A 14,254-nucleotide genomic window follows, 5' to 3' on the forward strand; every position below is an offset into this window, starting at 1 on the left:
CCCCCCCCCCCCCCCCCCGGCCCCGCGCCCCCCCCCCCGCACCCCCGCCGGGGGCGGGGGCCCCCCCCTCCTGGGGCCGGCCCGCACGAGGGGGAGACCCCCTCGACCCCCCTCCAATGCGGGTCGCGGGCTCCTCCCGCTCGAGCGCGGTCAGCTGCGCGGGCGCGGTTTGTACTTCTTGCCCGCCCGGATATTCACGTTCTCGATGACGCCGACGACGGTCAGGCCCGCGGCGACGAGAAGGATGATTGCCCAGCCGAGCACGTTCAGCCACGTGCCGGCGAACACCGCCGCCGTCTGCTCCGCCGCGATCGCGAAAAGCAGGAACGACGCACCGAACCACACCATGCCGTTGGACACCAACGCCGCCTGAGCGAGCCTCGACCGCTTCTGAGACATGCGCACACCATTCCACCGGAGGCTGTGCCCGTCCCACGGGTTGCAGACCGCTTTCGAGCGTGTACGGCTGCACCCTAACAGGTGGTTCCTCGCCGCAGCGACAACGGCAACGCGCGCCATAGTAAGCGAAGGCCGGAGGTCGAAGATGACGAAAAGACGAGCAGTGCGAGACGGTCTAGAACGTGCGATCGCGAGGTGGGTGTCCGTCGCTCCGATCAGAAACCGGTTCCCCGTGGGGTCGGGGGTGTCGGTATTCCCCCTAGACGAGGTGTTCACCGTGACGGGTTGGTTGGGTGCACCGCGGGGGGAAGTGAAAGTACGGCACACCGGGACCGGCTGCGAATTTCACACGAAGGCCTGGCGCCTTCGACAAAGCGCAGACGGCGGTAACGGCGATCGAAGCGGCCCAAAGCTTTGAGAGCGGTCAGTCGGGCACGGACGCCGAGTCAGCGCGTTCCGCTCTTGCGATCCCACTCAAGTGATTTCCATTGCAAAAAGGCGCACAGGTTACCGGCGACGACGAGCTCGGCCGCGACGCCCGCCAGAGCATAGGGAGTCAGCGTCTCGTCAGTGTCGCTGCCCGTGAGGGTGGCCTGCCAGAGCGGATCGTCATACCCGCGGGATTCGACATAGACGGAACCACTCGCGTGCACGAGGCCCACTACGACCAGGCTCGTGTCCTGTCCGTCCGCGTCTTCCTGCTCCACGACGCGGACCACGCTGGCGACCTGATGCCCGTGAGCGACGAACTCTCGCACCCATTCCTCGAGCTGTGCCCGGAACGCCGCGGGGGCGAGTCGGAAATGCTCACAGGATCCACCACGCCAGGTTACGGTGTACGCGAAGCGTTGGCTCTGGAACCGTAGCGGACCGGAGGGCTTCACGCTCGCCGAGAGAAACATTCGCGGTGACTCCTCGTTAGTGAGGTGCGGCACAGGCCGCCCGCATCGGCGCCGCCGAAGAAGTCAGCTGCCGAACCTGAACGGAATCCGTCGAGTCGTCGGAGAACCCCAGGAGAAAATCCTTGGCCGCGCCACAGGCTCCGCATTCGCCGCCGTGTGCGCGATTGTCATCACCTGGCCTACCTCGTCCACCCGGACGAACGTGTGTGTCTCCGGGTAGGTCGTGTAGTGAAGGACGCGCATCACGAACCGCCCTCGGAGGTTGTTCGAAGGACCAACGCGGGATCAAGACCGTACGCGGCCGTCACGACATCGTTGATGCTTGCAGCGAGGTGGTACCGACGGGCGCGAGTGCTCTTGACGACTTCGGTGTCATGCTCTGTTCTCAAACTGACGGCAAGGTCTCGAAGCTCACTCACCTTCTCCTCGATTTCTCTCTGCTGGGTATCTGAAAGCAGAGGTACCGGAACCGCCGCCAAGAAGGCTTTGCGATGCACCGCGTACGATCCGCTGAACTTCTTACCGTTCACGGCCACATAGAGGTCGACTGCGGGGTGGGAGAGGATGGCCTGGATGACATCGATTGAGTAGGCGCAGTTCGGTCGCGGGCGGAGCAATGTGTAAGGGCCGCCGTCGCCTCCGCCGGGGACTACCAGGCCGTCGCAGTCGAGGGCGTATTGGGGGGAGAGCGACAGTGTGCGAGCGATCAATTTCGGCTCGTCAAGCTTCCCGAGCGACTGCGATCGACCGTACGCCCAGAACGCCTCCCCGGGGTCGGGGGAGACTTTGCGCTTCGTTGTGAGCCAGGTGCGGTGCCGCTCGAAGTAGGCGTGCGCGTGGGGGTACCGGTCCTTCATATAGTCGACAGAGATGACCTTCGGGCGCGCCGGGTTCTCAGACGGGTCGTAAGGAAAAATGACCTGGACGTCCGGGTCCGGTTGGCCGTCGTAGTCGGCTATGCGTCGATCCTTGATCGCAGGACGCAGCAGTGAGCGTTCGATCTTGCTGAGTGCGCCGGTGTGGTCCGTGAAGCTGACGACGTCGAGGTGAGCGGTGGCCGGTGTGGGTTTGATGAAGTAGTAGTCGTCGGCACTGGTCTGGACCCCGACGAAGAGGTGAACCCAATCGGGATCGCCCAAGCGCGCGATCGCCCCAGCCTCGAGCTGCGCGAACAGGGCATCTTGGTCCTCGGTGCGAATCGGCCATGTGGCGGCTCCAATCGCGTTGCGATCGAGACGACGTGCGGTCGTGGCACGCGTAGCGCGCCAGGAGGGAAGGTCGGCGACCATTTCAAGGGCGACCGGATCCGAGGTCTGTGGGCCGGCGATGATGATCGCGACATACGTGAGCCGTCCTGGGAAGACTTGCTGCTCACTGAAGTGCACGAGCCGTTCGAGGCGTTTGCTGAGGGCTCGGCGGACACCGCTTGCTGAAAGATGGTTGGTGAAGCGGTGAGGGACGATGAGTCCGAGGCGGCCGTGGGGCGAGAGCAGTTGCAGAGCTCGCTCGATGAAGACCTGGTACAGATCGAAGTTGTTCGCCTTGGGTGACTCGTACTTAGACCGAGGATCTTGAAGGTACTCGAGTTGCTCGGTGAGGTGCTCCGCCATCACCTGAATGCGCACATACGGCGGATTCCCGACGATTGCGGAGAACCCCTGAGCGGGATACGAGGCGCCGATCGCTGCCGGTAAGTCGAGGGGGCTGACCCGTGCACGGCGGAACGGGATCTTGGCGATGTCAGGGAGCATCGTGTCGAAGTCGTCGCGAACGACAGTGTTGCCCGTGACGATGTTGCGGTCGAGATTGGGAAGCACGTTGCGTGCTGTCGCCGGGTCGAGTTGTTCGCCGCCAAGGACAGCGAGGAGGAGGCTGAGTTTCGTGACCTCGACGGCTGCGCCGTCGATGTCGACGCCGAACAAGTGACGTTGCGCGAGTTCGCCGCGCTTCGGAAGGCCCGCCTCATCATCGGCAGTGTCCACGGCTGAAACGATTCGCTCGAACGCATCGAGGAGGAAAACTCCCGAGCCCACAGCCGGATCCAGCACAGAAAGATTGTCCGGAACTCCCTGTGCCAGCAGCGGATCGAGGGTAGAGGCTCCGATTTCGTGCACGATGTAATCGGGTGTGCTGACCACTCCACCCGCATGTTGGATTTCGGGCTTGAGGCTCAGCGTCACCGAGCGGTCTTCGTCCAGCACGACCTGCTCGGCGAGGTACTGCTCGTAGACGCCCGCGAGGATGATCGGATCGAGAACACCGAAGGCGAACTGCGTCCGGGGCCAGTACATCTGTGTGATGACATCAACCAAGGCACTGTCATCGATCGACGTCTCGCGAAGAACCGTGAACAGGCCGGCATTGAAGGCGCGGTCGGCGTCTTTGAACGCCTGGACGACGCGACGGTTCGTTGCGTGGCCGAGAAGGTCTTCGTAGCGTCCGATGTTGCGGTCTTCGCACACTCGAAGGAAGAGCAGGGCATTGAGGAGGCGCTGGGTTCGCCGGCCTACCTCCGCGGCGCCCAGCTCGGGCATGCCATGCGCGATCGCCTGTGCGAGAGTGAGCCGCCAGCCGCGGAACTCCGCGAAAAAGCGCTTGTCGAACGGTGACTGGCCCCGCGGGGGGCGCTCGAAGCTGTAGACGCGCTCGAGGCCGCCGTCCGCGAGTGATTCGTAGGACAGCAGATCCCACAGTTCATCGAAGCGGGTGACGTACTCCTCGAACGTGAACCGGCCGCCGGGCAGCGCAGCGACGTCGCCGCTGTCGCCCTTTAGCGGCGCGATCTTGGTATCGAAGATGATCAGTTGATCGAAGTTCGTCAGCACCGCCGCCGGCAGCGACAGTGCAAAGCCGTATGAGCGGGCCTGGACGGACGACGCGGAGTCGACTCCGATAGCCACCGAGGGCTTCTTAGCCTCGACGGGCATCGCGTCGTCACCGGCGAGGCGCAGCCGGTAGTCGGGCCTACCCCACGCGCCGTTCGCGTCCGAGCCGACGCGTTCCATGACCACCTCGCTCTCCCGCTGGGAGAGCCCGCCCTCGTTGCGGACGTCCCAACCGAGCGCCTCGAGGAGCGGGTCAATGAAGGAGACGCGCGCTTCGGTCTCGGTGTAGATCGAACTCGAGGCCGTCAGTTGCGTAGCCTGCGGCCGATACCGCTCCACCAACTCGATGATCCGCTGCCGCCCGGCATCCTTCGACGGTCTGATGAGAGGCATCCTGCGAGCGTACAGACGGCGACCAACCATGGCCGGCTCACCCGTACGTGTCGGAGGAGTCGGGCAGAATTGACGGATGTCCTCGATCTTTGCCGCCAAGGCTGCGCCCGCTGACGACAAGCTCCGAGGCGGGTACTACACCCCCGACCCGCTCGCTCGTTTCGTCGCTGAATGGGTCGCCGCCGCCGGCCCCCGCCTGCTCGAACCCTCCTGCGGCGACGGGGCCATCCTGAAGCACCTCGCTAAGCACGGAGACGCAACCGGAGTCGAGCTGTTTCCCGAAGAAGCGCACAAAGCACGCGCCGCCACCGACGCGAAGATCATCATCAGCGACTTCTTCAAATGGCTCACTCCCGCCCGCCACGGCGCCTTCGACGGCGTTGCGGGCAACCCGCCGTTCATCCGATTCGGGTCCTGGGAAGAGCAGTACCGAGCACAGGCGTTCGAGCTGATGCGCGCGCAAGGCCTCCACCCGACCCGGCTCACAAACGCGTGGCTGCCCTTCGTCGTCGCGTCCCTCATCGCGGTGCGAACAGGCGGCCGAGTGGGGCTGGTACTGCCGGCCGAACTCTTGCAGGTCAGCTACGCCGCCGAGCTCCGCGCCTACCTGATTGACACCTGCTCCGACATCACCGTCGTCTCGTTCTCAGAACTGGTCTTCCCCGGAATCCTTCAAGAGGTGGTGCTTCTGCTTGCCGTCAAGGGTGACGGTCCTGCGACGATCAGGACGGTCGAGGTGAAGAACGGGTCCCATCTCCAAGACGTGACTCTGGGCGGCACGGCCACACGTGCGCCACTGCACGAGTCGGAAAAGTGGACCAAGTACTTTCTCGCTGCCGAGCAGATCGACGTGCTTCGTGCCGTGCGAGCAGATCCTCGCTTGGCGCCCCTACGGACCTACGCAGCAGTGAACGTCGGAGTCGTCACGGGGCGCAACTCCTTTTTCTGCCTCACCGCAGAACAGGCCGACGCTCTCGGCATTGCCGACCACACCATCAATCTGCTCTCACGATCAGCCCAGCTCACCGGTACCCGCTACACCGAGGCGGATCTGAACATGCAAGCCGGCCAAGGCGCGCGAACGAGGCTGCTCGCGGTCCCCGCGAACCTCGACCTCGCGACGGAACCCGCCCTTGCACGATACGTCGAGCTTGGAGAGACCGAAGGCGTTCACCTCGGTTACAAATGCTCGATCAGACCCTCCTGGTGGTCGGTGCCCTCGATCTCCGTCCCAGACGGTTTCATGCTGCGGCAGGTCTCTACAGTCCTGCGGCTAACCAGCAACAAAGCAGCGGCCACCAGCACCGATACCGTGCACCGGGTTTTCACCAAGCCCGGCGTCAACATGGATCAGCTCGCCGTCGCAGCTTTCAACTCCATCACCCTCGCGATGTCGGAAATCATGGGCCGCAGCTACGGCGGAGGACTTCTCGAAATCGAGCCCTCCGAAGCTGTGTCTCTCCCGGTTCCTGATCCTCGACTCGTCAGCTCAGACCTTGTTGAGACGGTCGATGACCTACTCAGCCGAGGCTGCACCGAAGAAGCACTGCAACTCGTAGACGAGGAAGTCCTTATAAGAGGCGCGGGCTTCGAGCGCAACGAGATTGCTCGCGTTCACCTTGCGAGCACACGCCTGCGTAACCGTCGTCTCGGGCGCGGCCGCAAGACGACCGTGGAGTCCTCGCTGACGAACGCGTAGAGAAGTGCCATGCATGACCTACCTTGGCTGAGAGTCGCCGCCTCGAGGGCGCGAACGCCTCGTCATGTCGGTGCGAGTCGGTTTGTAGCGTCTTAATCAGTTTGGAACGCGCCGCAATCACGTTCCAGCCAGCACAGGAGCGCTGTGGCGTTCATGAGAGCGATCAAGCTGTTCACGCGCGTGTACTGGCGCCGCGAAACCCCGTGAGCGGTCGCGTGCCTTGAAAAGGCTCTCGGTATGGCGTCGTCCGGGCGAAACGCAGTGTGACCGACGGCGAGCGGACCGAGGATCATAAGCGTCCGCATCGTGAGCGCCGAAAGCTTCGGTCGAAGATTCTTGGACGTCACGATGGTCCAGCTGTACCCTGCGACCGTAGCTTTCACATACAAGTTGCCGAGCGTATCGATGAGGTTGGCTGCCAGAGCCTGAGCCGCCTCGTAATGACCGTCACGAATTGCCAATGCTCCAAGCGTGATGAAGCGGGCGTGCATTCTCCCTTCTCGGCTTGGTAAGCCGGTCGCGGCACGCACGCAATCGCTAACTATTCCGCGCCACCCGTTACGAATCAGCTCGCGACGGTCCGCGGCGTCTCGAGCGGCAAGAAGACGCTCGATCAAGGACGAACCCGGTACCCAGGCCAGTGGAATGCCCTCGTCAAGGATTACCGACCGAAGCTTGTCGTCATCGAAGATCTCGATGGTCGAAACGGCCGACCAGTTTGGAGGGAAACTGCGAACCCTCTGCCGCACGACGTCGCCCAGTAGATCGAACCAGGACGAGTCGAATCGAGGAAGGAGGGATTCGAGGTCTGCGATCCAGGACGTGTCGGTCTTGGGAAGGAGGGATTCGAGGTCTGCGATCCAGGACGTGTCGGTCTTGGGAACGAAGGCGTCGAGGCCCTTGATCCAGGGTGTGTCGAGTTGGGGAGTGAGGTCTGCGATCCAGGACGTATCGATCTTGGGAAGGAGGGATTCGAGGTCTGCGATCCAGGACGTATCGATCTTGGGAAGGAAGGCATTGATGTCAGTCTGGGACCACGTCGCTGATATCCCGTCTAGCCTGTCGACCTCAGCCGTCGAGTGGTCTGGGTCCTGCGGGTCCCGTGGGCGATCGAACTCCGGCATCACCCCACTGAACCAGGTCCGCCTGTTTGGTGTGCTTGACGGCGCGCCGTGTTCCTCTCCTGGGCGGACAACGTCGATGCGCCACGGCCTCTTTGGAACCGTTACCCCTTGACCATCGCCGATACCGTGAAGTGCGCACCGATGAGGAGAACTGCCATGCCCCTAACCCTCACCCCACTGCTGCTCGACGCGGGTGTCGACCCAGCGCAGACCCTCGTCATTCGTCATGCCTTCGTGACCGAGCCGGAGGAGAGTGGCCTGACGGGCCTGCACGCTGATTCGACCCACGCGGAAATCCTGGCGTACACGGCGACGCAGTCCTCTGACAGCAGGCGGTTCCCCGCCATGCCACCGCGCTTCTGGGCGGTCTTCATCAAGGAGGGTGGCGATCAGGCCCGCCTATGGTCTGTGGTGGAGAACCGCGGAGAGGTCGCACGCGACGACATACGCCGGACGTTCGATATCTCGGAGACCGAGCATATGACTGACCTTCGCGGGCGGCTGGTCATCGGGTGGAAGTCCCCGCGCACCTGGCGCATGAGCGGCGCCGCGGCGGGCGCCTACCCAGTGATGGGTATAGCGGACGCGGAGCCAATCCCGTTCCCGGGTTTCGACCGCCTCATCCTGAGCCACGTCCAACTGCAGGCCGTTATGCGAGAGCACCACTACGCCTCATGGAGGACCGCCCTTTCCTCCGTCGTGGGGATCTATCTGATCACAGACACGCGAGACGGCCGGCACTACGTCGGCAAGGCCGACGGCGAAGAGAGCGTTCGGCAGCGTTGGAACGCCTACGCGACCAACGGCCACGGCGGCAACATTGAGCTGAAGAAGATCGACCCATCCAGCTTCCGCTTCTCATTGCTGCGGGTCTTCGACCCGGCCACGCCGACCAGGGATATCAACGCCGCAGAAAGCCACTTCAAGGTCGCGCTGGACTCCGTGAAAAACGGGTTGAACCGCAACTAGTGGGCAGCGTCGGAGTCGTCTATTTTGCCCTCGTCGTCGGATGCGTCGACGCAATCAGCCCCCCGCCGTCGGTTCCGGGCCGGGCAGAGCGTGCGCGAGGCCGCAGTCTTCGGAGCTTCCCCGGCGTGAGGCGCAGCCCTGACCGTGGCGGGGCGGGGCGTTAGTCGCGAGAATATCCCGGGGCCAGCGGGGCCGGGCGCGACCGTTGGGCAAGTCGGAGCATCTAGTTGATGGTGTCCATACCGAGCTGTTGTGGTCAGCGTCCATTCTTTCGGGGAGACAATAGGTGTCTAAGGAGTCCGCCGTGTTCAGTCGCGCTAGCAGTACGGTGCCAGGGGGTAGACATGGTTCGGGTGAATTCGACGGCGGCGGTAGATGATTGGTTGCACACGGTAGCCAAAGTTCTACCCCTCTCACACCGCGAGGCGCCTCCCTACTCACTCGGTGAGGCTGTAGCGGAGCTAGGAGCGTACTCTCAAGCGATCGGTGCCATCCAGCGAGGGCAGAACTGGGCGTCCGAGGACGAATAACCAGTTGGTAAAAGACAAATTCGCTTCCGGGTGCTCATGGGAGCGGGTCGAGCAGGTGCGGTCCGTTGCTGCGGACGCTGTTCACGTCACAGGAGATCTCGTAGTGCTCGAGGTCGTGTGCGACCGCCTAGGACTCTCGGTCGAGTAGCTGCATCAGCGCGTCGACGTCGAGGTCTCAGCCGAGCCGGTCGTCGTATCCGTCCGGGGTAATGCACGCCGGCATCCGGTCGTTGACCTCACCGGGAGCCACATGCGAGTCGCGGGTACTGATTGCCGTCGACAGACGCCACTTCTCCGGATCGTCCTCCGCCTGCGACGGGTCCGGCCACGCCGACACGACGCCCGCCATAGCGAGGGCCGCGTTGGGGTCGTAGATGAAGTGGGGCTGCTTCCCTGTCTTGGTGATCGTCTATTCGTGGTAGCCAGCCGCCGGGATCAGTACCCGCGACGTCGCGAACGCCTTCCGCAACATGGGCGAGCTCGCGACCGTCTCGATCCGCGCGTTGATCGGCTGCGGCCGCTGCTTCTTGAAGTCCTTCGCCCACACCGGGACAAATCCCCAGTGCACCATCGGCGCCGACCGCTCCCCGTCCCGCTCGCGCACGACGGTCACCCGGCGACGTCGGCGCAACGTTGTAGTTCGGTCGCGGACCCCCGAAGTCCGCTGAGACGAGATCCGGCAGCAAAGCTGCCGTGGAGTCCCTACGACGAACCCACCACACGTGCGCTCAGCCTCGGGAGCGATCCGTCGGTCGCTATGCTCCGGGCTATGTCTGCATCATCCGCGTCCGGGACCGAGGTTGTCGAGACGGATCTGCCGACCAAGTGGACTCTCGGGTTTGGCGGACTGCTCGTCGTCGCGGGACTCTTCTTCTTTGTCGGAACAGGCTTCGGGTGGTGGGAGAAGGCGTTTGACGTTGCTGGTAAGCCCGTGGCGACCGCGGCCGTCGCTCTCGGTGCAATCGTCCTTGGAAGCCTGAACCGAACTCGCCCACCCATGGTCGAGGATTTACTGGCCCTCGTCTTCGCCGGTGTTGGTGCCGCGGTAATTTGGGTCGAGGCTCTAGGTGGCTGGGGGCCCGGAATTGCCGTGACCTGTACCGGGCTTGCCCTGTTCCTCGAGACGGGCGCTGGCGAGCATGTTCTGAAGCGCCGCTATCGCGGAGTAATCGGGACTGTGCTCTTCATGCTCGTCCTCAGCGTTGTGGTCGGGGTTTTGATCGCCATGACGCAGCTCGGTCTCGTCTGAAGCAGTCCTCTACTGGACGTCCCGCTAGGGGATCGTCTATCGGTCATCCGCGGGGGGCTGGCACACTGATCCGCATGAGTGCTTCGGCATCGGATGACCTCACTCCCGGAAGTGACGAGCACTGGGAGGCCGTGCACACCGGTCTTGCTACCGATCACCTAATCGCGCTTGGCCAGGTCGCCTACTGGTCAGCGAGGATTGACACGACCCTGCCGCTGCTCGCCGCCGCGCTGATTCGCGCTTCGAACCGTCCGCGCACCCGAAAACAGGCGGAGGTGGTCGGACTGCCCTTCTCGTCGATTTTTGAGAAAACCAGTGTGCTCGTGGCGGAGCTTGACGCTGCCGACCAGGTTCGCGTGCTGTTTGAGCGCGACGCGAGCGCGATCAAGAAGACGATGGAGGACCGTAACCACTTGCTGCACGCCTATTGGTTGCGTGGCCCGCGAGAACCGGCAATGGCACAGCGCACACGTCGTGGGGGTACCACCACCACACCGTTCTCTGCGGCGGACGTCGAGCGGGTGGCTGTAGATCTTGCGCACCTCAGCGATCGAGTGTGGCTGATCTCCGCCGTGGCCGACGGCGTCCTGGAGTACCAGGAGGTCATGGGCTTATGAACTTCCGGACGAAGATCGACTATGAGGACGTGCGATGAAGCCAGTAGCCGAGGATTTGCCAGCATAGCCACTAGCCTCGTCCCAGCGCTGACCCCTGTTGCTCTGGAGAACTGTGACGACGGCCAAGATCACCCGCATCCGTAAGATTCACGACTATCGCGTCTTCCAACGATGGAGCGACGATACGCGGACAAAGAACTTCGAACGCGTCAACTTGCTCTACGGCACCAACGGCAGCGGGAAGAGCACGCTCGCGAGTCTGCTGCGCTCCTGCGCTGCATCAGATGCCGACGCGGCACGAGCCAAACTCGAGGTCGCGGCGTCCATTGACGGCATCGAACACGTCGTGACGCACGCCACCGAAGCCTTCTGGAGCCGCGTGCAGGTCTTCAACGCGGAGTACGTCCGTGAGAACCTCCGCTTCGATGATAGCCAGGGTCCACGCTCCGAAAGCCTCCTGACGCTCGGCAAGGCAAATGTCGATGCAGAGCTTGAGCTGGCAGCAGCAAAGCGCCGCCGGGCAGACGTCGAGCCCAAGGCCACTGAAGCCCGCGCCGCAGCCAAAACAGCAGAGACCAACATCGAGCGACGTATGACCGAGGTCGCTGGCCACATCGTCGAAGACCTCCGCACGTCCTCTGTCGCCACCTATCGCGCCACGAACACCTACACGCGAAAGAACGTACGCGGCTTGCTAGTTGGCGACCGAACGCTTCTCGACGCGGCGTCTGTTGACATCGCGGCCGACCGCGCACTGGCCACATCAAGTGCACCCCGCGCCCTTACGGGAATGTTTCGAGGAGAACTGACGCGCGCCGACGAGATCTTCTCTAGCTCAATCGCGCTCCTGGAGACGAACGTCATCTCGCAACCGCTAGCGCGTCTTGCTGATCATCCCGCCGAAGCCGAATGGGTACAGGAAGGTCTACCTCTCCACGAGCACGAGACCCAATGCTTGTTCTGCGGCAACGAGATCTCCGACGAGCGTCGAGAGTCACTGGCAGCGCACTTCGACCGGTCAGTAACCGATCTACAGGCCCGCATCGACGCGCAGCTCGACATCCTGAAGGGATGTGGGCAGAGCGCGGCAAGGCTTGCTGACAGCGTTCCTGGCGATGGTGATCTGTATCCCGACCTGGCCGGAGCGCTGCGAACCGCACGCAACGAGATTCGCACCCAGGTTGACCATTACCAGCGGCTGCTTTCCGCACTTGGGGTGCTTCTCGAAGCCAAGCGCTCGAACCCCTTCGCTAAGCCAGGACTCGATCTCGTCGCTCCGGACACACCCACAGGCGATGCCGTCGCGGAGGTCATCGCTCGTCACGAAGCACGTCGATCGGCGCACGAGGCGGAAGCTGCGTCAGCTGCTCGCAGAGTCGAGCTGGCCAGGGTGAAGGCGGTCGCAGAGGAGTACGACCGGCTTGCAACCTCTGCTCGCGATCTCAGCGAGAAGGCGACCTCCCTCGAAGACGAACTGCGAACGCTCAACCAGCGCATCATCACGCTCAGCAGCCTCGATGCCGATCCAGTGCCTCAAGCTGCCGAGCTGACCGAAAGCGTCGCCCGTCTGCTCGGGCGTTCGGAGCTCGCTTTCACCCCGAGCGACGATGGCCACCAGTACAGGATCGAACGATCGGGTCTGCCCGCTACCCATTTGAGCGAGGGCGAGCGGACTGCGATAGCTCTCCTCCACTTCCTCGCGAGCATTCGCGAAGGCGTCCTCACCGGCGACGCACCCATCGTCGTAATCGACGACCCTGCATCGAGCATGGACGAGGGCATCCTCTTCGGGATCTCGTCGTTCCTCTGGTCCTCCCTCGTAGGAAACACCTACGCCAGCCAGATCTTCCTGCTCACGCACAACTTTGAGTTGTTCCGTCAATGGGTCGTTCAGCTCGAAGGTGCAGGTAGCCACGTTCGAGGCGGCTACACGATTCACGAAATTCGCATGCGCCATCGCCGCATCGGATCCAGCGCACCCCGTCGCTCCCCCGAACTCGACCCCTGGACCACTGATCGCCAGCAGTCCAGCAGACTTCGATCGCTCTACCACTTCCTTTTCGCGCGAGTAGCGACTGCGGTCATCGACTCGAAGCCCGATCTTGGTCTGGCCGAGCGCATGGACCTCCTCGCCCTCGCGCCCAACGCCGCACGGAAGATGCTGGAGGCGTTCCTCAGCTTCCGCTTCCCGCAACACATCGGCAAGTTCCACAACGGTATGCGGGAAGCAATCAAGGCGGTCAACGACGCCACCATCCGCGTGCACGTCGAGCGCTACCTGCATGCCTACTCCCACAACGAGGAGGGGAATGTCTCGGCAATGATCGACCCCAGCGAGGCCACAGCCGTCCTCAGATCGCTCTTCCTGCTCATCCGCGCGAACGATCCGCATCATCTATCCGCGATGTGCGCGGCACTGGGCATCAACGAGTCTGATCTCTTTGCACTCGAGGGTTGATCGGGTGGCGGAGAGCGTCTGGCTGCTGAGCCGGAGTGCGCAGGCGCTGCAGCCTCTCTCTCGTTAAGCAACCTGCAGTTGGCTATCACCGCCCACGTACTCGAGTACGAAATCTCCCCCGACGGCCTTAATGAGTTACGTACCGTACTGATCCGCGCAGAGTGGTCGGCGCGGGCGTACGGCACCGTTTCGATAGCCGATCGTGTACCGGGAAGTCCAGCGCGGGACCGTCGACCCGGACCTTTCCCGCGTCCAACTGTGCCGGTAGACCCGTCCGGAGAGATGTTCAGCAGGGGGACCCTAGTCGGGGTTCCGTCGCGGGTGCGTACGTGGTGCGAAGCCGATCGCTTTCGCGCCGCCCGAGATGCGTCTAACCGGCCGGCGCAGCCGTTCTCATCGAGCCGCTGTGGCGACCGGTTCTAGCAAGAGAAGGCACGTGGACTCTTCGTACTCAACGATTTCGGCTAGCACGTGAAGGTTGTCCCCTACCCCCACCGTGTCGGGTTGCTCGTCGGTCCAGTGAAGGTCGTTCGTCGTGTTGACGTCACGGTACTGAAACGCGGGGCCAGCCGAGGCAGTTTCGCTGTAGTTCCCTGCTGTGAGAAGGATGTCGTAGCGCGTGCGTGCGCCGTCATGATTTGCCAGGGCTCCGACGCTGCCATCGAACTCAATTGTCTGACCCGTGTGAACTGAGGCGAACGTGGCAATTTGCGGTGAACAGTAGTCGGAGAGCCCGAGGAGGGCCGCGAACTCGGCGTTGTTGTTCGCTGAGAGAACGGTCGGCCCAGTGTCCGTCTCAGGACCTGGGGGGGATGTGATGGGTTGAGGTGATGGTGCGCTGGACGCAGCGCTTGGGAGCGCCGAGGGTTCAGCCGTGGCGCTGGCTTCGGGGGCATCTGCGGGTTTGCCTGCGCCGGTGAGGTTGACCGTCACCAGGATGAGAACTAACACGACGACGACCCCTCCCAGCGCGGCAAGGGGGATCCATGGCGTTTTGGGTTTCGGGCGACGCAGGGTGAGTTCGGTAGTGAGCTTGCCGGCCACTTCAGCAGTGACCTCCCACCCTTGGGACTCCCATTTGGCCACGGT

General features: G+C 63.3%; 10 protein-coding genes and 1 pseudogene. 5 read left to right on the forward strand and 6 right to left on the reverse strand.

Going from position 1 to position 14,254, the window contains the following annotated elements; genetic code table 11:
- Positions 1–150 precede the first annotated feature (150 nt).
- From RWP81_RS01815 to RWP81_RS01825, 3 genes are all read right to left on the reverse strand, one after another.
- Positions 151–399 carry a hypothetical protein gene (locus RWP81_RS01815; protein WP_314451673.1) on the reverse strand — a complete coding sequence of 83 codons (249 nt, stop codon included), beginning with the start codon at positions 397–399 and terminating at the stop codon, positions 151–153.
- 446 nt (positions 400–845) lie between these two features.
- Positions 846–1,301, reverse strand: coding sequence for a hypothetical protein (locus tag RWP81_RS01820; protein ID WP_314451675.1), 456 nt, complete (start codon positions 1,299–1,301; stop codon positions 846–848).
- Between the two features lie 242 nt (positions 1,302–1,543).
- A complete protein-coding gene (locus RWP81_RS01825) occupies positions 1,544–4,519 on the reverse strand; it encodes an Eco57I restriction-modification methylase domain-containing protein (protein ID WP_314451677.1) in 2,976 nt (991 codons plus the stop codon).
- 76 nt (positions 4,520–4,595) lie between these two features.
- Here RWP81_RS01825 and RWP81_RS01830 point away from each other — a divergent pair, with 76 nt between their 5' ends.
- Positions 4,596–6,218, forward strand: a complete 1,623-nt coding sequence (locus tag RWP81_RS01830) for a class I SAM-dependent methyltransferase (protein ID WP_314451679.1) — start codon at positions 4,596–4,598, stop codon at positions 6,216–6,218.
- A gap of 92 nt (positions 6,219–6,310) precedes the next feature.
- Here RWP81_RS01830 and RWP81_RS01835 read toward each other — a convergent pair whose 3' ends face one another.
- Complete coding sequence (locus RWP81_RS01835) at positions 6,311–7,342, reverse strand: hypothetical protein (protein ID WP_314451681.1); 1,032 nt, start codon at positions 7,340–7,342, stop codon at positions 6,311–6,313.
- 108 nt (positions 7,343–7,450) lie between these two features.
- On the opposite strand from RWP81_RS01835, the gene RWP81_RS01840 reads away from it, so the two are divergent.
- Positions 7,451–8,311, forward strand: a complete 861-nt coding sequence (locus RWP81_RS01840; protein ID WP_314451683.1) for a GIY-YIG nuclease family protein — start codon at positions 7,451–7,453, stop codon at positions 8,309–8,311.
- Positions 8,312–9,016: 705 nt separating this feature from the next.
- On the opposite strand, the pseudogene RWP81_RS01845 reads toward RWP81_RS01840, so the two are convergent.
- Positions 9,017–9,454 (reverse strand): annotated as a pseudogene (locus RWP81_RS01845) (SOS response-associated peptidase).
- A gap of 156 nt (positions 9,455–9,610) precedes the next feature.
- Here RWP81_RS01845 and RWP81_RS01850 point away from each other — a divergent pair.
- The 3 genes from RWP81_RS01850 to RWP81_RS01860 all read left to right on the forward strand — a co-directional run bounded on the left by RWP81_RS01850 (position 9,611) and on the right by RWP81_RS01860 (position 13,165).
- Positions 9,611–10,090 (forward strand): hypothetical protein, encoded by a 480-nt coding sequence (locus RWP81_RS01850; protein ID WP_314451684.1) that lies wholly within the window; start codon positions 9,611–9,613, stop codon positions 10,088–10,090.
- A gap of 74 nt (positions 10,091–10,164) precedes the next feature.
- Complete coding sequence (locus RWP81_RS01855; RefSeq protein WP_314451687.1) at positions 10,165–10,707, forward strand: hypothetical protein; 543 nt, start codon at positions 10,165–10,167, stop codon at positions 10,705–10,707.
- Positions 10,708–10,819: 112 nt separating this feature from the next.
- Positions 10,820–13,165, forward strand: a complete 2,346-nt coding sequence (locus RWP81_RS01860) for an AAA family ATPase (protein WP_314451689.1) — start codon at positions 10,820–10,822, stop codon at positions 13,163–13,165.
- Positions 13,166–13,558: 393 nt separating this feature from the next.
- On the opposite strand, the gene RWP81_RS01865 is transcribed toward RWP81_RS01860, so the two are convergent.
- Positions 13,559–14,209 carry a DUF4839 domain-containing protein gene (locus RWP81_RS01865; RefSeq protein WP_314451691.1) on the reverse strand — a complete coding sequence of 217 codons (651 nt, stop codon included), beginning with the start codon at positions 14,207–14,209 and terminating at the stop codon, positions 13,559–13,561.
- Between the last annotated feature and the right edge of the window lie 45 nt (positions 14,210–14,254).

The sequence above is a fragment of the uncultured Microbacterium sp. genome, assembly GCF_963521695.1.
Lineage (GTDB): Bacteria > Actinomycetota > Actinomycetes > Actinomycetales > Microbacteriaceae > Microbacterium.

Excerpts from the sequence above, each read along its gene's own strand:
- RWP81_RS01815 (WP_314451673.1), bottom strand. The coding sequence starts at position 399 with ATGTCTCAGAAGCGGTCGAGGCTCGCTCAGGCGGCGTTGGTGTCCAAC.
- RWP81_RS01820 (WP_314451675.1), bottom strand. The coding sequence starts at position 1,301 with ATGTTTCTCTCGGCGAGCGTGAAGCCCTCCGGTCCGCTACGGTTCCAG.
- RWP81_RS01825 (WP_314451677.1), bottom strand. The coding sequence starts at position 4,519 with ATGCCTCTCATCAGACCGTCGAAGGATGCCGGGCGGCAGCGGATCATC.
- RWP81_RS01830 (WP_314451679.1), top strand. The coding sequence starts at position 4,596 with ATGTCCTCGATCTTTGCCGCCAAGGCTGCGCCCGCTGACGACAAGCTC.
- RWP81_RS01835 (WP_314451681.1), bottom strand. The coding sequence starts at position 7,342 with ATGCCGGAGTTCGATCGCCCACGGGACCCGCAGGACCCAGACCACTCG.
- RWP81_RS01850 (WP_314451684.1), top strand. The coding sequence starts at position 9,611 with ATGTCTGCATCATCCGCGTCCGGGACCGAGGTTGTCGAGACGGATCTG.
- RWP81_RS01855 (WP_314451687.1), top strand. The coding sequence starts at position 10,165 with ATGAGTGCTTCGGCATCGGATGACCTCACTCCCGGAAGTGACGAGCAC.